At 70.3% G+C, this 22,929-nt stretch carries 25 protein-coding genes; 11 read left to right on the top strand and 14 right to left on the bottom strand.

Annotated elements, in window-relative coordinates:
* Positions 1-37 precede the first annotated feature (37 nt).
* Entirely contained in the window at positions 38-442 is a 405-nt protein-coding gene (locus VGR06_RS31620; RefSeq protein WP_327562830.1) for a DUF3151 domain-containing protein, read from the bottom strand.
* Positions 442-1,476, bottom strand: coding sequence for a class II fructose-bisphosphate aldolase (gene fbaA, locus VGR06_RS31615; RefSeq protein WP_327562829.1), 1,035 nt, complete (start codon positions 1,474-1,476; stop codon positions 442-444). Before fbaA ends, VGR06_RS31620 begins: the two co-directional genes overlap by 1 nt.
* A 137-nt stretch (positions 1,477-1,613) precedes the next feature.
* On the opposite strand from fbaA, the gene VGR06_RS31610 reads away from it, so the two are divergent.
* Positions 1,614-1,898 carry a DUF427 domain-containing protein gene (locus VGR06_RS31610; protein WP_327562828.1) on the top strand — a complete coding sequence of 95 codons (285 nt, stop codon included), beginning with the start codon at positions 1,614-1,616 and terminating at the stop codon, positions 1,896-1,898.
* Positions 1,899-1,984: 86 nt separating this feature from the next.
* Here VGR06_RS31610 and VGR06_RS31605 read toward each other — a convergent pair whose 3' ends face one another.
* Positions 1,985-2,626 carry a TetR/AcrR family transcriptional regulator gene (locus VGR06_RS31605; protein ID WP_327562827.1) on the bottom strand — a complete coding sequence of 214 codons (642 nt, stop codon included), beginning with the start codon at positions 2,624-2,626 and terminating at the stop codon, positions 1,985-1,987.
* Positions 2,627-2,704: 78 nt separating this feature from the next.
* Here VGR06_RS31605 and VGR06_RS31600 point away from each other — a divergent pair, with 78 nt between their 5' ends.
* Entirely contained in the window at positions 2,705-3,079 is a 375-nt protein-coding gene (locus tag VGR06_RS31600) for a hypothetical protein (protein WP_327562826.1), read from the top strand.
* Positions 3,080-3,227: 148 nt separating this feature from the next.
* On the opposite strand, the gene VGR06_RS31595 is transcribed toward VGR06_RS31600, so the two are convergent.
* From VGR06_RS31595 to VGR06_RS31565, 7 genes are all read right to left on the bottom strand, one after another.
* On the bottom strand, positions 3,228-4,004 hold the full coding sequence (locus tag VGR06_RS31595) for an IclR family transcriptional regulator (RefSeq protein ID WP_327562825.1): 777 nt from the start codon (positions 4,002-4,004) through the stop codon (positions 3,228-3,230).
* A gap of 237 nt (positions 4,005-4,241) precedes the next feature.
* Positions 4,242-4,613 (bottom strand): carboxymuconolactone decarboxylase family protein, encoded by a 372-nt coding sequence (locus VGR06_RS31590; protein ID WP_327562824.1) that lies wholly within the window; start codon positions 4,611-4,613, stop codon positions 4,242-4,244.
* 91 nt (positions 4,614-4,704) lie between these two features.
* Positions 4,705-5,475, bottom strand: a complete 771-nt coding sequence (pcaD, locus tag VGR06_RS31585) for a 3-oxoadipate enol-lactonase (protein WP_327562823.1) — start codon at positions 5,473-5,475, stop codon at positions 4,705-4,707.
* A complete protein-coding gene (pcaG, locus tag VGR06_RS31580; RefSeq protein ID WP_327562822.1) occupies positions 5,468-6,019 on the bottom strand; it encodes a protocatechuate 3,4-dioxygenase subunit alpha in 552 nt (183 codons plus the stop codon). Before pcaG ends, pcaD begins: the two co-directional genes overlap by 8 nt.
* Before the next feature lie 100 nt (positions 6,020-6,119).
* The gene (gene pcaH, locus VGR06_RS31575; RefSeq protein WP_327562821.1) at positions 6,120-6,827 is read right to left on the bottom strand and encodes a protocatechuate 3,4-dioxygenase subunit beta; all 708 of its coding nucleotides are present in this window, start codon (positions 6,825-6,827) and stop codon (positions 6,120-6,122) included.
* The gene (locus tag VGR06_RS31570; protein ID WP_327562820.1) at positions 6,824-7,579 is read right to left on the bottom strand and encodes a CoA-transferase subunit beta; all 756 of its coding nucleotides are present in this window, start codon (positions 7,577-7,579) and stop codon (positions 6,824-6,826) included. Before VGR06_RS31570 ends, pcaH begins: the two co-directional genes overlap by 4 nt.
* 175 nt (positions 7,580-7,754) lie before the next feature.
* On the bottom strand, positions 7,755-8,561 hold the full coding sequence (locus VGR06_RS31565) for a CoA transferase subunit A (protein ID WP_327562819.1): 807 nt from the start codon (positions 8,559-8,561) through the stop codon (positions 7,755-7,757).
* A gap of 270 nt (positions 8,562-8,831) precedes the next feature.
* Here VGR06_RS31565 and VGR06_RS31560 point away from each other — a divergent pair, with 270 nt between their 5' ends.
* The 8 genes from VGR06_RS31560 to VGR06_RS31525 all read left to right on the top strand — a co-directional run bounded on the left by VGR06_RS31560 (position 8,832) and on the right by VGR06_RS31525 (position 15,992).
* Positions 8,832-9,791 (top strand): ABC transporter substrate-binding protein, encoded by a 960-nt coding sequence (locus tag VGR06_RS31560; RefSeq protein ID WP_327562818.1) that lies wholly within the window; start codon positions 8,832-8,834, stop codon positions 9,789-9,791.
* Entirely contained in the window at positions 9,788-10,552 is a 765-nt protein-coding gene (locus tag VGR06_RS31555; protein ID WP_327562817.1) for an ABC transporter permease, read from the top strand. Before VGR06_RS31560 ends, VGR06_RS31555 begins: the two co-directional genes overlap by 4 nt.
* Positions 10,553-10,616: 64 nt before the next feature.
* Complete coding sequence (locus VGR06_RS31550) at positions 10,617-11,405, top strand: ABC transporter permease (protein ID WP_327562816.1); 789 nt, start codon at positions 10,617-10,619, stop codon at positions 11,403-11,405.
* A complete protein-coding gene (locus tag VGR06_RS31545) occupies positions 11,405-12,307 on the top strand; it encodes an ABC transporter ATP-binding protein (RefSeq protein ID WP_327562815.1) in 903 nt (300 codons plus the stop codon). The genes VGR06_RS31550 and VGR06_RS31545 overlap by 1 nt, the downstream gene beginning before the upstream one ends.
* Complete coding sequence (locus VGR06_RS31540) at positions 12,307-13,485, top strand: 4-hydroxybenzoate 3-monooxygenase (RefSeq protein WP_327562814.1); 1,179 nt, start codon at positions 12,307-12,309, stop codon at positions 13,483-13,485. Before VGR06_RS31545 ends, VGR06_RS31540 begins: the two co-directional genes overlap by 1 nt.
* A 3-nt stretch (positions 13,486-13,488) precedes the next feature.
* Positions 13,489-14,604 carry a 5-methyltetrahydropteroyltriglutamate--homocysteine S-methyltransferase gene (locus tag VGR06_RS31535; RefSeq protein ID WP_327562813.1) on the top strand — a complete coding sequence of 372 codons (1,116 nt, stop codon included), beginning with the start codon at positions 13,489-13,491 and terminating at the stop codon, positions 14,602-14,604.
* A gap of 103 nt (positions 14,605-14,707) precedes the next feature.
* Complete coding sequence (locus VGR06_RS31530) at positions 14,708-15,346, top strand: hypothetical protein (RefSeq protein WP_327562812.1); 639 nt, start codon at positions 14,708-14,710, stop codon at positions 15,344-15,346.
* A 40-nt stretch (positions 15,347-15,386) separates the two neighbouring features.
* A complete protein-coding gene (locus VGR06_RS31525) occupies positions 15,387-15,992 on the top strand; it encodes a DUF1349 domain-containing protein (protein ID WP_327562811.1) in 606 nt (201 codons plus the stop codon).
* 2 nt (positions 15,993-15,994) lie between these two features.
* Here the strand turns inward: VGR06_RS31525 and VGR06_RS31520 are convergent, their stop codons facing one another.
* The 4 genes from VGR06_RS31520 to VGR06_RS31505 form a co-directional block, all read right to left on the bottom strand.
* Positions 15,995-17,287 carry an alpha/beta hydrolase gene (locus VGR06_RS31520; protein WP_327562810.1) on the bottom strand — a complete coding sequence of 431 codons (1,293 nt, stop codon included), beginning with the start codon at positions 17,285-17,287 and terminating at the stop codon, positions 15,995-15,997.
* Between the two features lie 260 nt (positions 17,288-17,547).
* Entirely contained in the window at positions 17,548-18,246 is a 699-nt protein-coding gene (locus VGR06_RS31515; protein WP_327562809.1) for a response regulator transcription factor, read from the bottom strand.
* An 85-nt stretch (positions 18,247-18,331) separates the two neighbouring features.
* Positions 18,332-19,402, bottom strand: a complete 1,071-nt coding sequence (locus tag VGR06_RS31510; protein ID WP_327562808.1) for a pentapeptide repeat-containing protein — start codon at positions 19,400-19,402, stop codon at positions 18,332-18,334.
* A 79-nt stretch (positions 19,403-19,481) separates the two neighbouring features.
* Positions 19,482-20,369: a lysozyme gene (locus VGR06_RS31505; protein WP_414637376.1), complete on the bottom strand. Its 888-nt coding sequence runs from the start codon at positions 20,367-20,369 to the stop codon at positions 19,482-19,484.
* Between the two features lie 268 nt (positions 20,370-20,637).
* On the opposite strand from VGR06_RS31505, the gene VGR06_RS31500 reads away from it, so the two are divergent.
* Positions 20,638-22,788: a putative bifunctional diguanylate cyclase/phosphodiesterase gene (locus tag VGR06_RS31500; protein ID WP_327562807.1), complete on the top strand. Its 2,151-nt coding sequence runs from the start codon at positions 20,638-20,640 to the stop codon at positions 22,786-22,788.
* The last annotated feature ends 141 nt before the right edge of the window (positions 22,789-22,929 follow it).

Raw genomic sequence — 22,929 nt, 5'->3', positions numbered from 1 at the left:
CTCACGTCCACGGTGAGGAAGGACGCCTTCATCGCACCTAACTCAGCGCCTTAGCGGCCTCTGGGTCGGAGTCGCCGAGGAACTTGGTGCACCGCTCGTACTCCTCGGTCTCACCGATCGCCTGCGCGGCGCCGGCCAGTGCGGCCAGCGCCCGCAGGAAGCCGCGGTTCGGGCGGTGCGCCCACGGGATCGGGCCGTGGCCCTTCCACCCGTTGCGGCGCAACTGATCCAGCCCGCGGTGGTAGCCGGTGCGGGCGTAGGCGTAGGCGGCGACCGGCTCGCCCGACGCCAGCGCCCGCTCGGCCAGCGCCGCCCACCCCTCGCTGAAGTCGGGCCACCGCGTCACCACTTCCTCGAGCGGGTTGGTGCCGCCATCCAACACTGCCTGCGGCTCGGCGCGGTCCGGCAAATACGTCGGCTCAGGGCCCAGCAGGTTCGTCATCAGCCGGCCAGCATCCGGCCGGCGGAGCGCAGGTCGTCGCAGGCCTGCGTGACCCGGGCGGCCATGGCCTGCTCGGCGATCTTCAGGTAGCTCCGCGGGTCGTAGGTCTTCTTGTTGCCGACCTCGCCGTCGATCTTCAGCACGCCGTCGTAGTTCTTGAGCATGTGGTCGGCGATCGGCCGGGTGTAGGCGTACTGCGTGTCGGTGTCGATGTTCATCTTCACCACGCCGTACGACAGCGCCTCGTGGATCTCCTCGAGCAGCGAGCCGGATCCGCCGTGGAACACCAGCTCGAAGGGTTTGGCGCCGGTGCCCAGCCCGAGCTTGTCCGCGGCCACCTCCTGGCCCCGCTTGAGGACCTCGGGGCGCAGCTTCACGTTGCCCGGCTTGTACACGCCGTGCACGTTGCCGAACGTGGCGGCCAGCAGGTAGCGGCCCTTCTCGCCGGAGCCGAGCACGTCGAGGGTCTTCAGGTAGTCGTCCTCGGTGGTGTACAGCTTCTCGTTGATCTCGGCGACGACGCCGTCCTCCTCACCGCCGACCACCCCGATCTCCACCTCGAGGATGATGTTCGCGGCGGCCGCGTCGGCGAGCAGCTCGGCGGCGATCTTGAGGTTCTCGTCGAGCGGAACGGCCGAGCCGTCCCACATGTGCGACTGGAACAGCGGGTGCAGCCCCTTGGCCACCCGCTCCTGGCTGATCTTCAGCAGCGGTCGGACGTAGCCGTCCAGCTTGTCCTTCGGGCAGTGGTCGGTGTGCAGCGCGATGTTCACCGGGTACTTCGCGGCGACCACGTGCGCGAACTCGGCGAGCGCCACGGCGCCGGTGACCATGTCCTTGACCTTGGTGCCGGAGGCGAACTCGGCTCCGCCGGTGGACACCTGCACGATGCCGTCGCTCTGCGCCTCGGCGAATCCGCGGAGCGCCGCGTTCAGGGTCTCCGACGAGGTCACGTTGATGGCCGGGTACGCGAACTCGTTCGCCTTGGCCCGGTCCAGCATCTCGGCGTAGACCTCGGGTGTGGCGATGGGCATGGAACGTCCTCCTCTAGGCGAGCCGGCACGGCCTTACCTGTACAGCGTCTTCCTTATTACCTCGATGGCGTAGCGCCAGGGATCCTATTAGCTGGGTATCGAGCCGGCGGCGCTGCCGACTGGAGCAGACTGGAGGCATGGCAACCGCACGCTGGAACGGCGAGATCATCGCCGAGAGCGACGAGACCACCATCGTCGAGGGCAACCACTACTTCCCGATCGACTCGGTGCGCCAGGAGTTCCTGCGCCCGTCCGACACGCACACCGTCTGCGGATGGAAGGGTACGGCCAGCTACTACACGCTGTCCGTCAACGGTGCGGAGAACGCCGACGCGGCCTGGTACTACCCGGAGCCGAAGGACGAGGCGAAGGAGATCAAGGACCACGTCGCGTTCTGGCGCGGCGTCGAGGTCACCGCCTGACCCACAGCGCCGGCGGGTGGGAAAGCAACGCCACGTTCCGGCCGTAGAGCGCCAGCAACGTCACATTCACTCCCTCCAAGGAACCGCTAGTCGTTCGTCGGGGTCCAGACCGAGCCCTCGACGAGGTCGCCGAAGCCCATCCACACCAGGTTCATCAGCCATGAGGCGAGGGTCCGGCCGGTGATGTCGGGGTGGTCGAGCCACCAGTCGGCGAGGGACTCGGCGGAGCCGACCAGGGCGGCGGCGAGGGCCTCGGTGGCCCGGGTGGCCTGCTCGTCCAGGCCGCGCTTGGTGGCGGTGCGCACCAGCAGGGCGTCGACGAGGGCGATGGCCCGGCCGCGCATGGCCAGCACCTCGTCGGAGAACGGCCCGCCCTGGCTGATCGCCTGGCGGTGCAGCACCTGCCAGCTTTCCCGGTGCTCGCCGACGAACCGGAAGAACGCGCCGAGGCCATGCCAGAGTTGCATGTCCGGGGCCAGCTCTACGCGGATGCCGCCGGTGACGGCCTCGAGCAGGCGGGTGGCCTCGCGCCGGATGCAGGCGCCGAACAGGTCCTCCTTGGAGCCGAGATAGGCGTAGATCATCGGCTTGGACACCCCGGCCACCTCGGACACCTCGTCCATGGACGCGTTGTGGTAGCCGTGCCTCGAGAACACCTGGACCGCCGCGTCCAGGATCTGCCGTTCCCGAACCTCGCGGGGCAGCCGCTTGACGCGCTGCACGTGCACTGCACCTCCATGAACGATTCTTGCCAGCCTACCTACCGGCCCGTAGCCTTACTCGCCAGTAGGTAAGGAGGTGGTCCGGTGCCCGACGCGATCGGCAAGCCCACCCCCAGCCAGCTGATCGAGCTGCTGGCCAACCTGGATCCCGAGTCCGCCGGCCGCCAGCAGATCGACGTCGATGCTATCGGTCGGGCCATCGACCCCACGCAACTGCGCCGCGGCGAGTTCACCACGATCCTGGAGCACCTCGACCGCCTAGCCGGCACCTCGGTCGATCTGAGCACCCTGGACGCGCGCACCTTCGCCACCCTCATCGGCCGCGCCGGCAAGGACCAGCTGCGCGGCGCCCTGGCCCGCCCGGCCCTGCGCACCCGGATCCTCGACGAGGTCTTCCGCCGCATGCCCGCGCACCTCCGGGCCGACCGCGCCCGCTCGGTCAACGCCGTGGTGCACTGACTAGTCCGCCACTCCGGAATTAACTGCTGTCGTTGCGTTCCCGCTGGCGATGCGGTTGTCGGGTCGATTGAGGCTGGGCGCCGTCACGGTCCCCTGAGGTTCTGTTGGTCGGCGCGAGGCTTTCCGCGACGATCCATCGGACACGGCCCTAGTGGCGCTGGCGGCCGAAGTAGTCGGCTTCGACCCGGGCGGCGGTCTTGAGCAATGGGGGCAGCAGGTCGCGGCGCATGGTCTCCAGCGAGGTGCGGCTGGCGTGCGCGGAGACGTTCAGCGCGGCGATGACCTTGCCGGTGCGGTCCCGGATCGGGGCGGCGATCGCGCGCAGGCCGTCCTCCAGTTCCTGGTTGACCAGCGCGTAACCCTGGCTGCGGACCCGGGCCAGCTCGCCGCGCAGCGCCGCCACCGAGGACACCGTGCGGGACGTCAGCGGGGTGAGCGGCACGCTCGCCAGGTACGCGTCCAGCTCGGGCTCGGGCAGGCCGGCGAGCAGCACGCGACCCATCGACGTGGCGTAGGCGGGGAACCGGGTGCCGACGCTGATCACCACGGTCATGATCCGGCTGGTGGGGACCCGGGCCACGTACACCACGTCCTGACCGTCCAGAACGGACACCGAGGACGACTCGTTGACCTCGGCCACCAGTGCTTCCAGATGCGGCTCGGCCACCTCCGGCAGCGACAGGCTGGACAGGTAGGCGTAGCCCAGCTCCAGAACCCTTGCGGTGAGCGAGAAGTAGCGGCCCTCGCTGCGCACGTAGCCCAGTTCCGCCAGGGTGAGCAGGAACCGCCGGGCAGCCGCCCGGGTCACCCCGGTCGCGGCGGCGACCTCGCTCAGCGTCAGCTCGGCGTGGTCCCCGTCGAACGCGCGGATCACGGCGAGGCCGCGCTCCAGCGACTGCACGAAATCCGGCCCCCGCGAGCTCACGTCGTGTCCTTTGGGCTCGCTCCGCTCGCGGGACCGGGCCTTGATGCGGTGTCTTCCCTCCTGCGCTGCTCGGTCGCCGGTGTTGATACCGACCCCCTGACGGGGCCCACCCCCTCCTCCTCGCTCCCTGCGCTGCTCGTCAGTCCAGACACCACGGGCCCGCTCACAGCTCCCCCTCGCAGGCTCGGTCGAGCCGCTCGCGGTCGCCCTGTGACATTGATTCGCTCGCAAGCTCGCTCATTCTGTCCCTCCGAGCACCTTGGCCGCGGTGGTGAACGCGGCGTTGGCGGCCGGGGCGCCGGCGTAGACCGCGGTGTGCAGCAGCACCTCCCGGATCTCGGCCGGGGTGATGCCCAGCCGGAGCGCCGCGGCGACGTGCATGGCCAGCTCGTCCTCGCAGCGCAGCGCGGTGAGCAGGGCGAGCGTGACCAGGCTGCGGGTGCGGATGTCCAGTTCGGACCGGGACCACACCTGGCCCCAGGCCGACCGCGTCACGTACTCGTGGAACGGCGCGGTGAACTCGGTCGCGTTCGCCGCGGCCCGGTTCACGTGCTCGTCGCCGAGCACCGCCCGCCGCACCCGCTCGCCTACCCGATCCAGATCCGTCACGCCACCCACCTCGCAAGCTCGGTGATGGCTGCCCTGTCGCCTCGCAAGCTCGGCGACAGGGCAGTGTTGAATTGTTCGCTCGCAAGCTCGCTCACTGCGTTTCCCCTCCGAGGAAGTCGAGCAGCAGCCGGGTCACGGCTTCGGGTTGCTCGACGTTGGCCAGGTGCGCGGCGGCCGGCACGATCTCGAGCCGGGCGCCGGAAATGCCCGCCGCGATCGCGCGGGCATGCTCGGGCGGGGTCGCCGGGTCCTCGGCGCCCGCGATCACCAGGGTCGGCGCGGTGATCGAGCCGAGCGCCGGCACCAGGTCCATGGTCTGGACCGCCCCGCAGCACGCGGCGTACCCGCTCGCCGGGGTGCCGGTGAGCAGCTTTCGGGCCCACACCACGACTTCCGGGGATGCGGCGGCGAACGCCGGGGTGAACCACCGGCCCACGATCACGTCCGCGATCGCCTCGACGCCGTGGGAGAGCACGGTTTCCGCGCGCCGCGCCCACATCTCGGGCGGGCCGAGCCGGGCCGAGGTGCACAGCAGCGTCAGCCGGTCCACCCGCTCCGGGGCGTGCGCGGCGACCCACATGGCCACCATGCCGCCCAGCGACAGCCCGCCGAGGTGCACCCGTGCCAGGCCCAGCGAATCCAGCAGCGTCAGCACGTCACCGCCGAGCTCGGCCAGGGAGTACGGCCCGTCCGGCACCGGCGAGCCGCCGTGGCCGCGATGGTCGTAGCGCACCACCCGGAACCGCTCGGTCAGCGCCGGCAGCTGCGGCTCCCACATGGCCACCGTGGTACCCAGCGAGTTGCCCAGCACCAGCGCCGGCGCGCCGGCCGGACCGTCCACTGTGTACCAAAGGTCAGACACTGAAGAACACCGTCTCGCCGTTGCCCCGCAACCTGATGTCGAAGCGCAGCCCGTCCTCGTCCGGCACCGCGACCAGCGTGGCCCGCCGCGCTTCGTCCACACCGGACAGAACCGGGTCGGCGGCGTTCGCCGGCGCCTCGTCCGGGAAGTAGACCCGGGTCACCACCCGGTCCAGCAGCCCGCGCGCGAAGATCGACAGGTCGAGGTGCGGCGCCTGCGGCCGTCCGAACGGATCGGGCACCCGCCCCGGCCGCACGGTCAGGATGGCCCAGCTCCCGTCGCCGTCCGTCGGGCACCGGCCGAACCCGCGGAAGTCGGTGCCGCGCGGGTCGTCCGGGTGCGGAAACCGCCCGGCCGGGTCCGCCTGCCAGCTCTCCACCAGCGCGTCCGGCACCGGGTCGCCCTGCTCGTCGAACACCTTGCCGCGCAACCAGAACGCGCCCGGGGTGGCCTCGGGGACCACGTACGGACCGTCCGGCCACGGCAGCGCGCCCGAGAAGAACGGCCCGACCGTCTGCGACGGCGTCAACTCGAGATCACTCATGCCATCGCCTCGCAAGCTCGGATGATGGCTATCCCTGCCTGAGGTTCGCTCGTCCCTCGGCGACAGGGCAGTGTCGAATGATTCGCTCCGCAAGCTCCGCTCATGACGACTCCATCGGGGTGGCTTCCCGGCCGCGCAGCACGATGTCGAAGTGGTACGCCAGCGCCCACTCCGGGATCGTCTGGGACAGGTCGAAGCTGGAGATCATCCGCGGCCGGGCCGGCTCGGGCACCGAGTTGAAGATCGGGTCCTGGAAGAACAGCGGGTCACCGGGGAAGTACATCTGGGTGACCAGGCGCTGGGTGAACGACCGGCCGAACAGTGAGAAGTGGATGTGCGCGGCCCGCCAGGCGTTGTGGTGGTTGCGCCACGGGTAGGCGCCCGGCTTGATCGTCACCAGCCGGTAGGTGCCCTCGGCGTCGGTCAGGCACCGGCCCACCCCGGGGAAGTTCGGGTCCACCGGCGCCGGGTGCTGGTCGTTGTGGTGGGCGTAGCGGCCGGCGGCGTTCGCCTGCCACACCTCGATCAGCGTGTTCGGCACCGGCCGGCCGTCCGCGTCGAGCACCCGCCCGTGCACGATGATCCGCTCGCCGAGCGGCTCACCGTCGCCGTGCCGGGTGAGGTCGGAGTCGGTCGGCCGCACCCGCCCCTCGCCCAGCAGCGGCCCGGTGATCTCGGTCAGCGAGTGCGGCAGCGTCAGCGGCGGCAACGCGGGCGCGCGCCGCATGGTCGAGCGGTAGTCCGGCCAGTACAGCGGCGGGTGCACGTTCTCGCCGGGTCGCTGATACCCGGGCACGAGGTCCGTCATGGCTCACTTCCCTTCACCAAACGCCGCAACACGTCCAGTTCCTCGTCAGTGGGTGGCTCGGTCTCCGCGAGCGTGCCGGAGACGGCCAGCTCCCAGCCGGTGGCGGCGCGTGCCTCGGCCGCCGTGCGACCGGGGTGGATCTTGGTTAACGTCAGTTCACAGGACGCCGGATCCGGCTCCAGCACGCCGATGTCGGTGACCAGCAGCACCGGTCCGCGGCCGCGCAGGCCGAGCCGCTCGCGGTGCCCGGGCCCGTCGCCGTAGCCGACCGAGGTCACGAAGTCGACCCGCTCGACGAACGCGCGCCGGCTGTGCCGCAGCATCAGGAACACCTCCCGGCAGGACGCCGCGATCTCCGGCGCGCCACCGGCCCCGGGCAACCGCACCACGGGGTTGCGGTAGTCGGCGCCGATCGTCGTGGTGTTGAGGTTGCCGAACCGGTCCAGCTGCGCCGCGGACAGGAACCCCACGTCGATCCGCCCGGGCTGCAACCAGTAGTTGAACACCTCCGGCACGGTGACCACCGCGTCCGCCGTCTCCGCCAGCTCACCGTCCCCGATGGACAGTGGCAGCCGGGACGGTTTCGCCCCGATCGCCCCCGACTCGTAGATCAGCACCAACCCCGGCGCGTGGAGTCTCCTGGCCAGGTTCGCCGCCGTGCTCGGCAGCCCGATGCCGACGAAGCAGGACGTCCGCCCGGCCAGCGCCCGGGCGGCCGTCACGGTCATCATCTCCTCCGCCGTGTACGTCATGCCGTGCTCACCAACTCGGGCATGTTGGCCGATGTCGCGGGTCGTCTCGGGTGGTGGGTCACCAGGACCACTCCTCGGGCAGGCCGTGTTCCGCTGGGGGCAGGCCCCCAGACCCCAGTTCCTCGGGCCCACCTCGTCGCGGTAGGCCAACTCCCTCGCCCCGGCATTCGCAAGCTCATGCCACGAGCACGTTTTCGCTCAACCACGCGGAGAACGTGTCGCGGTCCCGGCTGACCGCGTCCCACTCCAGGTAGGCGCGGTTGTCCCGGTCGTAGTAGCCCTGGGCGTAGGACGGGCGCGCACCGCCGGGGACGACGGCCACCGCGGTGACCACCCAGCCGGGCAGCACCACCGCGTCCGGCAGCGGCTCCAGCTCGTCCACCACCTCCTCCACCGTGACCAGCGACCGGCTCGCCGCCAGCACGGCCTCCTTCTGCACGCCGGTGAGGCCCCACAGCTGCACGTTGCCCTCCCGGTCCGCGCGCTGGGCGTGGATGACCGTCACGTCCGGCCGCAGCGCCGGGACCGCGGTGAGCACCTCGCCGGTGAACGGGCAGGTCACCGTGGCGAGCGAGGTGGTGTGCGCGACCAGGTCGGTGCCGGCGTAACCACGCAGCACCGCGAACGGCAACCCGGACGCGCCGGCCACGTACCGGTTGGCCATCCCGGCGTGGCTGTGCTCCTCCAGCTCGAGCGGGGCCGGCCAGCCGTTCTGCACCGCGTCCCGCATCCGGTGCAGCGAACCCACGCCGGGGTTGCCGCCCCAGGAGAACACCAGCCTGCGCGCGCAGCCGGCGCCGATGAGCTGGTCGTAGACGATGTCCGGGGTCATCCGGACCAGGGTGAGATCCCGGCGGCCCTGGCGGATGATCTCCTGGCCGGCCCGGACCGGGATGAGGTGGGTGAATCCCTCGAGCGCGACCGTGTCCCCGTCGCGCACCAGCGAGGCGACGCCCTCGGCCAGTCCGACCAGCTCGGCCATGCGCCCCCTCCGCGTGCGCTATGCGAACGAAAGTTCTCGCTTCGCACCCTAGAGACGGCGTTCCCACACAGTCAAGGAGGGTGCGCAATCCCGGTTGGGAGTGTTGGCCTACCGCGAGCAACCGGGCGGCCAACCACGGTGTCAACGTAGGCACAGACCTTTGTGCAGAACCCTCATTCATCGAGACGCAGTTGACGGTGATGCCGTGTGGCCATAGGTTCATTTGCTGAACATCCGTGCGCTGTGCGAACAATGGATGGAGTCCCGCCGATGCGACGCAACCTCGCTGCACTCCTGTTCGCGACGAGCCTGCTGGCCGCCGCTTGTGGCTCGAACACCCCGGCGGCGCCGTCCACGCCCGGCCAGCCGGACAAGGTCGCCGTCGGGGTGATCCCGATCCTCGACGTGGCGCCGATCTACCTCGGCAATCAGAAGGGCTTCTTCAAGAACCGCAACATGGAGCTCAAGCTCGAGCCGGCGCAGGGCGGCGCGGCGATCGTACCGGCGGTGGTGAGCGGCCAGTACCAGTTCGGCGTCAGCAACGTGGTCTCGCTGCTGCTGGGTCAGACCCGCAACGTGCCGGTCAAGATCGTGTGCAACGGCGACAACTCCACCGGCGTGGACGGCCAGGACTTCGCCGCCCTGATGGTCAAGGGCGACAGCCCGATCAAGAGCCCGAAGCAGCTGGCCGGCAAGAAGGTCGCGGCGAACACCCTGAAGAACATCGTGGAACCGGTGGTGCGCGAGTCGGTCCGCAAGGACGGCGGCGACCCGGCCTCGGTCCAGTTCGTCGAGCTCGCCTTCCCGCAGCAGCCGGCCGCGCTGCAGTCCGGCCAGGTGGACGCGGTCTTCGTGGTCGAGCCGTTCCAGCAGACCGTGCTGGCCCAGGGCGGGCGCAAGATCGCCTCCAGCTACGTCGACGCCGCGCCGAACCTGATGGTGGCCGGCTACTTCACCTCGACCCAGCTGCTCGGCCAGAACCCCGACCTGGTGAAGCGGTTCACCGAGGCGATGAAGGAGTCGCTGGCCTACGCCGACGCCCACCCGGACGAGGCCCGGCAGATCATCACCACCTACACGCAGATCGCCCCGGACGTCATCGCCAAGATGACGCTGCCGAAGTGGCCCCAGGAGATCAACCGGGCGGCCCTGCAGAAGCTGGCCGACCTGGCCCTCCAGGACAAGCTGCTGGAGAAGCCGGTCGACCTGAACGCGCTGCTGCCCTCATGACGCTGGGGCTGGGCCTCGCCGGGCTGGTCGGCTTCGCGGTGCTGCTCGAGCTGGTGCCGCGGCTGGGCCTGGTCTCCGACCAGTTCCTGCCGCCCACCAGCCGGATCCTCAGCACCCTGGCCGACGTGGTGGGCGAGGACCGGTTCTGGGTGGCGCTGCTCGACACGCTGCGCACCTGGGCGCTGGGCCTGGCGATCGCGGTGGTGGCCGGCGTGGCGCTCGGCGTGATGATCGGCGCGGTTCCGGTGCTGCGTGCGGCCACCGCGTCGACGATCGAGTTCCTCCGCCCGATCCCGTCGGTGGCGCTGATCCCGCTCGCCGTGCTGCTCTACGGATCCACCATCACCTCCACCCTGATCCTCGTCGTCTACGCGTCGTTCTGGCAGGTGCTGGTGCAGGTGCTGCACGGTGTCGCGGACGTCGACCCGGTGGCCCGGGACACCGCGCGGTCCTACCGGCTCGGCCAGTGGGCGACCGTGCGCTACCTGGTCTGGCCCACCGCCCTGCCCTACGCGGCCACCGGCGTCCGGCTGGCCGCCTCGGTGGCGCTGATCCTGACCATCACCGGCGAGCTGGTGATCGGCTCGCCCGGCCTGGGCAAGGAGATCGCGGTCGCGCAGGAGAGCGTCGCGGTGCCGCGGATGTACGCCCTGGTGCTGGTCACCGGCCTGATCGGGGTGGCGGCCAACCTGATCACCCGCACCGCGGAACGCCGGGTGCTCGCCTGGCACCCGTCGGTTCGGCAGGAGGTGCCGGCATGACGGCTCGGAGTGCCCTGAAGGCCCCCTTCAGGGCGTTCAATGCCCCGAAGGCGTCCTTCAGGGCATGCGAGGTCCCCTCATGATCGCCCTGAACCGGATCTTCCTGCTCCTCGCCCTGCCCGTCGCCCTCTTCGCCGGGTGGTGGTTCGCCAGCGCCGGCAGCACCGATTTCTACGTGCCGCCGCTGGCCACGATCCTCGCCGCGTTCGACGACACCTGGTTCGGGCCGCGCCTGACCACGGACGTGCTGCCCAGCATGGGCCGGCTCGGCCTCGGCTACGCCCTCGCGCTGCTGGCCGGGGTCGCGCTGGGCGTCGCCATCGGGCTGCGCCGGGCACTGCGCGCGTTGCTGGAGCCGGTGCTGGAGTTCCTGCGGGCCGTCCCGCCGCCGGTGCTGGTGCCGATCCTGATGCTGTTCGCCGGGATCGGCAACGGGATGAAGGTGCTGGTGATCGTGTCCGGCTGCGTGTGGCCGGTGCTGCTGAACACGGTCGAGGGGGTGCGCGCGATCGACGGCGTGCTCGCGGACACCTGCCGCAGCTACCGGATCGGTGGCCGGCTGCGGATGTGGCACCTGGTGCTGCGCTCGGCCAGCCCGCAGATCGTCACCGGGGCACGGCAGGCGCTCTCGGTCGGGATCATCCTGATGGTGATCAGCGAGATGTTCGCGGCGAACAGCGGGCTCGGCTTCTCCATCGTCCAGTTCCAGCGCGGCTTCCAGATTCCCGAGATGTGGAGCGGCGTCCTGCTGCTCGGGCTGCTCGGCGTCGTACTGTCGCTGCTGTTCCGGATCGTGGAGCATCGGGTGTTGGCCTGGTATCACGGTATCCGGGCGGTGGAGAGGCAGCGCTGATGCTCACGGTAACGGGATTGCACAAGGTGTACGACGGTCACGGCCGCCGGGTGGAGGCGGTCGGCGACCTGACGTTCACCGTGCCGGCCGGCCGGTTCGTCTGCATCGTCGGGCCCTCCGGCTGTGGCAAGACCACGCTGCTGCGCTGCATCGCGGGCCTGCTGCCGCCGACCGCCGGCCAGGTCACGGTGGGCGGGAAACCCGTCGCGGGGCCGCCGGACGGCCTGGCGGTGGTGTTCCAGGAGTACGGCCGGAGCCTGTTCCCGTGGCTGCGGGTGGTCGACAACGTGGAACTTCCGCTGCGCGCCGCCGGGCTGCCGCGAACCAAACGCCGCGAGCTGGTGAACGAGGCGCTGGACGCGGTGGGCCTGGCCGACGCGCACACCGCGTACCCGTGGCAGCTCTCCGGCGGCATGCAGCAGCGGGTGGCCATCGCCCGGGCGATCGCCTACCAGCCGCAGGTGCTGCTGATGGACGAGCCGTTCGCCGCGGTGGACGCGCAGACCCGGGCGGACCTGGAGGACCTGATCCGCACGGTGTGGCAGCGGTTCGAGATGACGATGCTGTTCGTCACGCACGACATCGACGAGGCCGTCTACCTGGGACAGCGGGTGATCATGCTGTCCGCCGCTCCGACGCGGGTCGCCGACGACCTGGAGATCGACCTGCCGGACGGGCGCGACCAGCTCGGCACCCGTGGCGGCCCGCGGTTCGCCGAGCTGCGCGGCCACGTCTACGCCCAGATCCAGAAGGCCAAACTGGAGAAGACCGGAGCGGAGGCGAGGCCGCGGTGGGGTCCTGACCGAGGAGCAGCGCAGGCGCGAGGAACGAGCGCCGAGCAGCGCACGAGGGAAGGGCGCCACCTCTCTGCGGCCGAGCCGAAGCGACCAGAGAGCATCTGATGCGCACCCAGGTCGGGATCCTCGGGGCCGGTCCGGCCGGGCTGCTGCTCGCCCACCTGCTGCACCTGCGCGGCATCGACTCGGTCGTGCTGGAGCGCCAGACCCGGGAGTACATCGAGAAACGGGTCCGCGCCGGCCTGCTCGAGCAGGGCACCGTCGACCTGCTCGCGTCGGTGGGCCTGGCCGACCGCCTGCTGCGCCAGCGCCTCGTGCACCACGGCCTCGAGCTGCTCTTCGACGGCGTCGGGCACCGCATCCCGATGACCGAGCTGACCGGGCGCGAGCTGACCATCTACGCCCAGCACGAGCTGATCAAGGACCTGGTCGCGGCCCGCCTCGGCACCGGCCGCCCGCTGCTGTTCGAGGCCCCGGCCACCGACCTCGCGGACCTGGGCTCCACGCCGGTGATCAAATTCGTCCACAATGGACAACCGGGGGAGCTGCACTGCGACCTGATCGCCGGCTGCGACGGCTTCCACGGCATCAGCCGGCTGTCCATTCCGGACGGTGCGGTCACCGCGTACGACCTGGAGTACCCGTTCGCCTGGCTCGGCATCCTGGCGCAGGCGCCACCGTCCGCCGAGGAGCTGATCTACTCCGCGCACGACGACGGCTTCTCCCTGCACAGCATGCGCTCGCCGGACATCACCCGGCTCTACCTCCAGGTCGGCCTCGAGGAGAAGCTCGAGGAGTGGCCGGACGACCGGATCTGGGCGGAGCTGCGCACCCGCCTTGCCCGCCGGGACGGGTTCGAGCTGGCCGACGGCCCGATCCTGGACCGCGGCATCACGGCGCTGCGCAGCCACGTGGTCGACCCGATGCGGTACGGAAAGCTGTTCCTGGCCGGCGACTCCGCGCACATCGTGCCGCCGACCGGGGCCAAGGGCCTCAACCTCGCGGTGGCCGACGTGTCCGTGCTGGCCGCGGCCATCGGCGAGTGGTACCGCACCGGGAGCGAGACCGGCCTCGACGCCTACTCGGCCACCTGCCTGCGCCGGGTCTGGCGGGTGCAGCATTTCTCCTGGTGGATGACCACGACGCTGCACCGGATCCCTGGGTCCGACCCGTTCACCCGGGCGCTCCAGCTCTCCCAGCTCCGCTACCTGACCACCTCGTCCGCGGCCGCCACCTCGTTCGCCGAGATGTACGTCGGACTTCCACTGTCCAAAGGAGACTGACTGATGCGCCAGACGCCACCGTTCCGGGCCGACCACGTGGGCAGCCTGCTGCGCCCGCCGGACCTGCACGCCGCCCGCGCCGACCACGCCGCCGGGCGGATCTCCGCCGAGGAGCTGAAAGCCGTGGAGGACAAGGCGATCGTGGACGTGGTCGCCATGCAGCGGGACGTCGGGCTGCAGTCGGCCACCGACGGGGAGTTCCGCCGCGCCACCTGGCACATGGACTTCATCTACCGCCTCGGCGGTGTCAACCCGGGCGACGACAAGATGCAGGTGCACTTCCGCAACGCCAACGGCGACCTCGAGTTCACCACCGCCGCGTTGCATGTGGACGGTCGGATCACGGTGCCGGAGACCATTTTCGGCGACCATTTCACGTACCTGAAGTCGGTGGTCGGTCCGGGCGTCACGCCGAAGCTGACCATCCCGTCGCCGAGCATGGTCCACTACCGGGGCGGCCCGGCGTCCATCGATTCCGCCGTCTATCCCGACGTCGAGGAGTTCTGGGCGGACCTCTCCGCGGCCTACGCCCAGCAGATCGCCGGGGTCGCCGCGCTCGGCTGCAGCTACCTGCAGCTCGACGACACGAGCCTGGCCTACCTCAACGACCCGGCGCAGCGGGCCGAGCTGACCGCCCGCGGTGACGACGCCGAGCACCAGCATCTGCGCTACATCAAGCAGATCAACGTGGCGCTGGCGAACAAACCGGCCGGGCTGACCGTGACCACGCACATGTGCCGCGGCAACTTCCAGTCCTCCTGGGTGGCCGAGGGCGGCTACGACTTCGTGGCCGAGGCGCTGTTCTCCGAGCTCGCCGTGGACGGTTTCTTCCTCGAGTACGACGACGCGCGCTCCGGCGGTTTCGCCCCGCTGCGGTTCGTGCCGCCCGGCAAGATGGTGGTGCTCGGACTGGTCACCACGAAACGCGGCGCTTTGGAGACGAAGGACGACCTCAAGCGCCGCATCGACGAGGCGTCGAAATACGTGCCACTGGACCAGATCTGCCTGTCCCCGCAGTGCGGCTTCTCGTCCACTGTGGAAGGCAACGCCCTCACCTATGACGAGGAAGTGGCGAAGCTCACACTGATTGTCGAGACGGCGCGAGAGGTCTGGGGCTAAAGTCCTGGGTTCGGATTCAAAGTGGTAACGACGCGCATCTTCTTGCCTGCGCGTGCGTTTTGATGTGCATAGCTGTCCGCACTGACCACTTTGGAGCCACCGCATGACCCGCCGGATCGGCGTCGCCGTCAGCACCACCCTTGCCGCGGGCGTTCTCGCGGTCGCCATCGCGTTACCCGCCTCGGCCACGCCTCCGCCCAAGGACCCGCCCGCGTCGGGCGACAACCGCGCGACGTCCTACGCGGGCAATGTCTCCACGTGCGCGGAGGCGAACCTGGCCGGGGCGATCATCGACCAGGGCAAGGACCTCACGGTGCAGTACATCGACGTCACCGTCCCGGCGGGTTACGAGCTGACCGGCACCGTCGTCAAGGGCGGCGACGGCTACAACGTCTACCCGCCGACCGCGCTCACCGACCTGCGCGCCCCGTACAACAACGGCGACCAGACCCCCACGATCAGCCACTGGTTCGCCTGCGCCATCAAGAAGGACACCTCGTCTTCGACCAAGCCGCCGACCAACCCGCCGTCCAGCTCGTCGGGCAGCAGCAGCTCGTCCGCCCCGGCCGGCGGCTCGTCGTCGAGCAGCTCGGCACCCGCGGCCCAGGGCTCGGTCGTCAGCAGCGCCGAACTGGCCGACACCGGCTTCTCGGCGACCGCCCCGCTCACCGGCGCCGGAGCCCTGATCCTGCTCGGCGGCGGCCTCCTGCTGGCCCTGCGCCGCACCCGCCGGCGCGGTTGAGGACTTGCGCCGGTAGGCCCCATGGACTGGGGTGGCGGGCATGTCCCCGGTCGTCCGCCACCCCGCTTTACCTTTCGCCCTGTCCTGGTCCGGTTCACCCGCCGAGGCCCACCCCGACGGTGCGGCGCTGACCATCACGGCCCCCGCCCGCACCGACCTGTTCGTCGACCCCGGCGGCGCCGAGCCCCTGCTCAATGCGCCGTGCCTGCTGGGCATCGCGCCGCACGGCGACTTCCAGCTCTCCGCCCGGGTCACCGTCGAGTTCGGACAGACCTACGACGCCGGTGTCCTGCTCGCCTGGTACGACGAGCGGCACTGGGCCAAGCTCTGCTTCGAACGGTCGCCCCAGGATAAGCCGATGGCGGTCTCCGTGGTCACCCGTGGCATGTCCGACGACGCCAATGCGTTCACTGTGGACGGTCGGACACTCTGGCTCCGGATCTCGCGCCTCGGCTCCGCCCTCGCCTTCCACGCCTCCACCGACGGCACCCGCTGGGAGCTCGTCCGCTACTTCGCGCTGGACGCCACCGCGGAGCTCAGCCTGGGCTTCCTGGCGCAGTCACCGCTGGGCGAGGGCTGCACGGCCACCTTCGCGGAGATCGGCTACTTGCCGAAAAGCCTGTCCGACCTCCGCGACGGCAGCTGAGGCTACGGGCCGATCTGGTCGAGCCAGCCCGGAACGCGCTGCCCGGCCAGCGTGGCCGTGCCCGTTTCCCTGCGGCAGAACAGATCCCGGGCCGGCAGCCGCCCGTCCGCGAAGAACGCCGTCACCGCCGTGTCGGCGCAGACGTTGGCGGTCAACCGGTACACGCCGTGCCCGCCCTGGTCCACCGTGACCATCCGGGCGCGGTGCCCGAGCGCGGCCCGCATCTCCAGCGCACCGGGCAGCGGCGTCGCCGGGTCGCGGGTGTTCTCCACGATCATGATGTTGGTCGGGCCGCGGTCGCTGATCCGCACCGCCGGCTCGACCGGCTCCACCGGCCAGAACGCACAGGTCCAGATGTTGGCCGCGGCCGCCCCGAGCATCGGGAACCGGACCCGGTCGACGGCCACGTTGCGCTGGTAGGTCCGCACCGACTCGGGCCAGTCGTTGTCGTTGCACGCCACATACAACTGCGCGGCCAGGGCGTTCTCGATGTCCTGCCCGGCCAGCACGGAGGCGGCGGGCGGCTGCGCGGCATCGAGCGCCTGCCAGATCCCGGCCAGCTCGGGGAACCGCACGTCGAAGTAGAGCCGGTCGAACGTGACCAGCCGGAACAGCGATCCGTCGACGCCCGACACCGGCGTCTGGTCCAGCCGCGCGGCGAGCTCGAAGAACTTCGCGGTGATCTGCTCCGGTGTGCCGCCGAGCCCGTAGGTGTCGTTGCGCGCCGCGAGCCAGGCGGCGAAGTCCGGGAACCTGATCTGCATCCCGAGCCCGAACAACCGGGACGCGTTCACATCGAGGCCGTGCGTGCCGGTCGCACTGTCCAGCACGATCCGGTCGGTCCGCTCCGGGAACAGCGTCGAGTACACCGCCCCCAGGTACGTGCCATAGGACACGCCCCAGTACGAGATCCGCCGCTCACCCAGCGCCGCCCGGATCCGGTCCATGTCCCGCGCGGTGTTCGCGGTGTTGACGAACGGCAGGATGTCCGCGGTCGCCGAGCTCCCGCACCGCGCCGCCACGTCCCGCGCCACGCCAGCCTGCCGCGCCACATCCGCCGCGTCCCGCGCATACGGCGGAACGTTCGTCACCTGCAGCTCCGGCGGCAGCCCACACGTCACCGGCGTGCTCAACTCCACGCCCCGCGGGTCGAACCCGATCAGGTCGTACTCCTCCAGCACGCTCGCCGGGAAGATCTGCGCCACCTGGCTGGCTATCGCGAGCCCGGCCCCACCCGGCCCACCCGGGTTGATCAGCAGCACCCCGCGCCGCCGCGCCGGATTCGCGGTCAACACCCGGGAAACCGCAACCTGAATCGTTTTCCCATGCGGATTCCGGTAGTCCAGCGGCACCTCGATGTTCGCACACTGCAAACCCGGCGCCGGCACCCCCAGATCCGGACATTGGCCCCACACAAGCGAATCCGCCCGCTCCGCACCAGCCGGCCCGGCTGCGAGCACACCACCAGCAATAACAGAAATGGCAAGAATTGCTACCCCTCGCATATCCCCAACCTACGATCATCGCCGCACCCGAACATCCGCCAGAAGTCGGATCAGCGGCAGTTTTCGACGGTGCGGATGTGCCGGATGGCGGCTTTGCGGTCGGTGACGCCGAGCTTGGCGATCAGGGCGGAGATGAGGTTGCTGACGGTCTTCGGCGCCAGCTGCAGCCGGGCGGCGATGGCGGCGTTGCCGTGGCCGGCGGCGAGGAGGTCGAGAAGCTGGCGTTCCCGCGTGGTCAGCGTCGCCGGGGGCGCGTCTGCGGCGGTGCGCGGGTTGGCGAGCAGGTCGAGGACCCGGGCGGCGATGTTCTGGCCGAAGATGGCCTCACCGGCGGCGACCCCGCGGACCGCGCGGACGATGTCGGTGTCCGAGGCGCACTTGAGGATGTAGCCGCGGACGCCGGCCCGCATCGCGGTGAGCACGGACTCGTCGTCCTCGCAGGCGGTGAACACCAGCACGGCCATGTTCGGCGCCGACCGGAGCACCTCGCGGATCGCCTGGATCCCGCTGACCTCGGAGAGCCGCAGGTCCAGCACCAGCACGTCCGGGTTGTGCCGCAGGGCGAACTCGACGGCCTCGCGCCCGTTCGCGGCCTCGGCGACCACGGTGATGCCCGGGACCCCGGAGAGCAGGCCGCGAAGGTGGCCGACGACCCCGGGGTGGTCGTCGGCCACCACCACGGTCAGCTCAGCCAGACCCGGCCGGGGAGCCGGTGGCCGGTTGCTGAGCTTGACTCGGTGATCGAGCACGGAATGAATCTTCGCCTCGCCCGCTCACCGGACACATCCGTGGCAGCTACGTAAGTCCTACGGAGCCGCTACGTACCCCCAGGGGTCACGCCCTCACCAGCCCGAACGCCGGCCCGTGCGTCTTGTCGAGCACCCACCCCTCGGGCAGCGCGACCTCGTGCTCGAGCGAGACCTTCATGCCGTACGTGTTCGCGACCGCCCCGCCGGACACCCGCAGGTCGACCTTGTTCTGGAAGCGGACGTTGCTGAAGTCGACCGGGTGCACGAACGCAGCGTCCTGGAACGACACCGGGCCGCCGAAGTCGGACCTGGCGAACTTCGTCTCGCCGTGGAACTGAACGCGCTCGAAGCTGACCTCACCCCGGGCCTGGCACCGGCTGAACCAGGCCTGCTGGTGGAAGTCGGCGCCGGGTAGCCGCAGCCGCCCCCAGCAGCGTGTGGCGGTGAACCAGGCCGGGCCGTGCACCTGGGTGCCGCGAAGGGTGTTCGCCTCGTAGAGGTTCGTCTGCCGCGCGCGCAGCTCCCCGATCACCTTGCCGGCGATGTCGAAGTACTCCAGCGTCGCCGCGTGCAGGTCGAGGTTGTAATGCGGAGCGTCCGGGGTCGACGCCGACGGAAGCAGATCGGTGATCAGCTGCTGGGCGGTCCGGCGCACCTGCTGCTCGCGGTCGGCCTCGTTCTCGTCGCCGGCCCATTCGTCACCCCGGACCTCGGCATACCGGGGGTGGTCGAACGGCCTGCGTAAGTAGGAGCACAGCACGTCGAGCACGGTCTGCGTGAAGGCGGGGTGGCTGGCGAGCCCGGCCAGCGCGTGCATGGCGCCGACCCGGACCTGGTCGGCCTCGTTGCCGAGCAGCTCGACCGCACGGGCGAACCGCTCGTCCAGGGCCCGTGCCCGGTCGATCTCGGTCCGGTCCACCTGCACCGCGTACAGGTTGCGCTCGATCTCCCGGCGCTCCTCCTCGGTGCGCCGGCGCCGGTCGTTGAGCCACAACGCGTACAGCGCCACGAACGCACCGGCTGCCAGGCCACCGGTCTTCAGCGCCTCGTCCCGGCTGATCCCGCCGGCCAGCAGCCACCACGTCACCAGCGCGAGGGCGCCGGCCGCGAGCAGGACGACGAGCCAGAACCCGGACAGGACTCGGCGGAGGCGCACGGCGGACATCATCGCGGATGGCCGCCGTGCGCTCCCACTGTGTCTTATTTTGGCTCGATGGCGTAGCGCCAGTGAAAAATCAGTCGTGGTTGGTGGCGATCGCCTGCAGCTGGGTGTAGGCGCCGTTGAAGGTGTTCTGGTCGATCGGTGAGGAGCTGTACTGCCACACCGTGTAGAAGCCCCAGCAGCACGGCAGGGTGCCGACCGTGGAGGCGTACCGGGCCACCCACAGCGGGTTGGTGCTGCTGAAGTCACCGCTGACGCACTGGCTCCACCAGCTGGTCGAGGTGTAGATCGCCGGGAACTTGTTCCAGCGCGCCTTGTAGCGGTTGCTGAAATCCAGGATCCACTGCGTCATGGATGCCTTGGACAGCCCGTAACACGTTGCGCCGTAAGGGTTGTACTCCATGTCGAGGGCGCCGGGCAGGGTCCTGCCGTCGGCCGACCAGCCGCCGCCGTGGTTGCTGAACCAGTCGGCCTGCGCGGCGCCGCTGGAGGTGTTGGGGGTGGCGAAGTGGTACGCGCCGCGGATGAAGCCCTGGTTGTACGAACCGTTGTACTGCTGGGCGAAGTACGGGTTCGTGTAGTTGGTGTTCTCCGTGGCCTTGACCCAGACGAACCGCTTGCCGGCGTTCCACTGGGCGGGCCAGTCCACATTGCCCTGCCAGCCGCTGACGTCGATGCCGGCCACCGAAGCCTGGATGACCACGTCGTCGAGGCCGGCCTTGGGCTCGTCCGCGGTACCTTCGTGCAGCCGGATCTGCGAACCCATGGGGTGGTCGTACATCCGCACGTACTGATCGACGTCGCCGCTCACCGCGGTCTGGTCGCCACCGGCGACGTCGGTGCCGCCGGCGTCCGGGCGCGCTTGTGCGGGGGAGACGAATGCGAACGTCAGGGCCGCCATGATCAGCATTGGCAGCCCGATGGCGGCGATGTGCAGGGTTCGCCGCCTTCTCCGTGTCATGGACCTCATCAATCGCCCTTTCCGAATTGCCCTCACGTTATCGGCGACCCACGGGCCGGAGTCGCCCGGAAGGGATTGTGGGCGGTAAACAACTCACTTGTCACGCTTTTCTGTTAATTGATCACGAAGTTTGACCGAACAAGTCAGATGGTCTAGACCACACGAGTGATCCTTGGCGACGGGGAACTGGCCGTGGACGGAGGGTGAGAGCGGCCGTATCCTGCGCTTACCCCGCAAAGCGGGGACAGGCGTGCCGGAGGGTGTGACGGTGGCGAGCCCCACGTGGCGATCGGTCAAGGTCATCGCTGGCCGCGACTCCTTCGCATCCGCCTGGTCGGCGGCCCTCGCCGGTACCGGTTACGTGGCCATGGACCGGGCCCGCCTGGTGACCGCCGTGCAGGGTCTGGTGGACGTGCTCACCGCGGCGCTGCGGGCCGAGGAGTTCGAGCCGGAGCCGGTGGAGCAGGTGGGGGTCGCGCTCGTCGAGTTACACCTGACCGCCCCGGAGGCGCTCGCCTGCTCGACCCGGCTGATCGGCGAGGAGCTGCTGCGCACCGCCGGGGCGACCGCGGATCCACGGGCCCGGGACCGGATTCCGGCGATCCAGGCCGCGCTCGCCGCCGGGTTCACCCGGGCCGCCCGGGAATGGGTCTACCGCGAGCAGGAGGTGCTGCGCCGGGCCGCGCTGGACGCGCGGGACCGCGCCGAGGCCGCCGGCCGCGCCTCGGAGGCCCGGTTCCGCGCGATGTTCGCCGACGCCGCCATCGGCATCGGCATCTCCGGCACCAACGGCGTGCTGCTCGAGGTGAACGCCCGGCTCGCCGCGATGTTCGGCTACCGGCCCGACCAGCTCCGCGGCGCCACCATCACCACGCTGCTGCACGCCGACGACCCGCACGAGATGCGCCAGTTCGACGAAACCGCGGCCGGGCAACGTGATCACTACCAGATCGAGCGGCTGTTCCGGCGGCGCGACGGTAGTCCACTGTGGACGAACGTGACCGTCTCGCTGGTCCGCGACGACGACGGCGCCCCGCAGTACCTGGTCGGCATGGTCGAGGACATCACCGAGCGGCACCAGCTTCAGGAGCAGCTGCGCTACCAGGCCAACCACGACCCGCTGACCGGACTGGGCAACCGGGCGCTGTTCACCGAGCGGCTGCACGCCGCGTTCACCGCCGGCGGCACCGGCCGGATCGCCTTGTGCTACCTGGATCTCGACGGTTTCAAGGCGATCAACGACAGCCTCGGGCACGTGATCGGCGACCAGCTCCTGGTGGCCGTGGCGAGCCGGCTGGACGGGCTGGTCTCGGCGGACGACCGGCTGGTGGCCCGGATGGGCGGCGACGAGTTCCTGGTGCTGGTGGAGAACAGCACGACCGTCGACGAGGCGGTGGCCCTCGCCGAGGACATCCTGCGCTGCCTGTCCGAACCCGTGCGCATCGGCGGGCACCGGCTCGCGGTCTCGGCCAGCATCGGGATCGTGGAGCGCGCGGTGGCCGACTCGACGCCCGCGGAGGTCATGCGCGACGCCGACGTCACGCTGCACTGGGCCAAGCTGGCCGGCAAGAGCCGCTGGGCCTGCTACGACAAGGAGCGCAACGCCAAGGAGATCGCCCGGTTCACGCTGTCCGCGACCATGCCGGCGGCGCTGGCGCACGGCGAGTTCTACGTGGACTACCAACCCCTGCTGAGCCTGCACGACGGCAACCTGTTCGGGGTGGAGGCGCTGGTTCGCTGGGCGCACCCGGAGTTCGGCCGGCTCGGGCCGGACCGGTTCATCGGCCTGGCCGAGGAGACCGGGCTGATCGTGCCGCTGGGCCGCTGGGTGCTGGCCGAGGCCTGCGACCAGGCCCGCGAGTGGCTCGACCGCTACGGCCCGGCCGCGCCCCTGGTGAGCGTGAACCTGGCGGCCCGGCAGGTCGCCGAGCCGACCCTGGTCGCCGACGTGGGCGCGATCCTGGAGGGCGCCGGGGTCCCGCCCAGCCACCTGCAACTGGAGCTGACCGAGAGCGCGATCATGGGCACCGCCGGCGAGCCGCTGGCCGCCCTGCACGAGCTGGCCGCCCTCGGTGTCCGCATCGCCATCGACGACTTCGGCACCGGCTACTCCAACCTGGCCTACCTGCGCCACCTCCCGGTGCACTCGCTCAAGATCGCCGGCTCCTTCGTGGAAGGCCTCCGCGACGGCGCTCCCTCCTCGGTGGACACCCGCATCGTCACCGCACTCGTCCAGCTCGCCCACACCCTCGAGCTCGAGGTGACCGCCGAGGGCGTGGAGACCCAGTCCCAGGTCGACCTGCTCCGCCAGATCGGCTGCGACTCCGCCCAGGGCTGGCTGTTCGCCAAACCCGGCCGCCCCGAAGAGATCGAGCGCTGGTTGGGTCAACCCTTGACGGGACTCGCCAACGACGAGTAAAGCCTGTGTGTAATTTTCTCCCTGCCCGAGGGCTCGCCGGTGAGGAGGGTAGGCCGGAGGTCTGCCCGACGAACCGGTTGGCCAACCGCCGGCCGAACGACCAGCGGAACGCCGACATTCCTTTCGAGCCCTCAGTTTCTA

Origin of the sequence: Actinophytocola sp., from assembly GCF_036002505.1 — a bacterium.
In the GTDB taxonomy this organism is placed as follows: Bacteria; Actinomycetota; Actinomycetes; order Mycobacteriales; family Pseudonocardiaceae; genus DASYTH01.
Note: the sequence above shows the minus strand (reverse complement) of the source record. Positions and strands in the feature narration are given on the sequence as shown.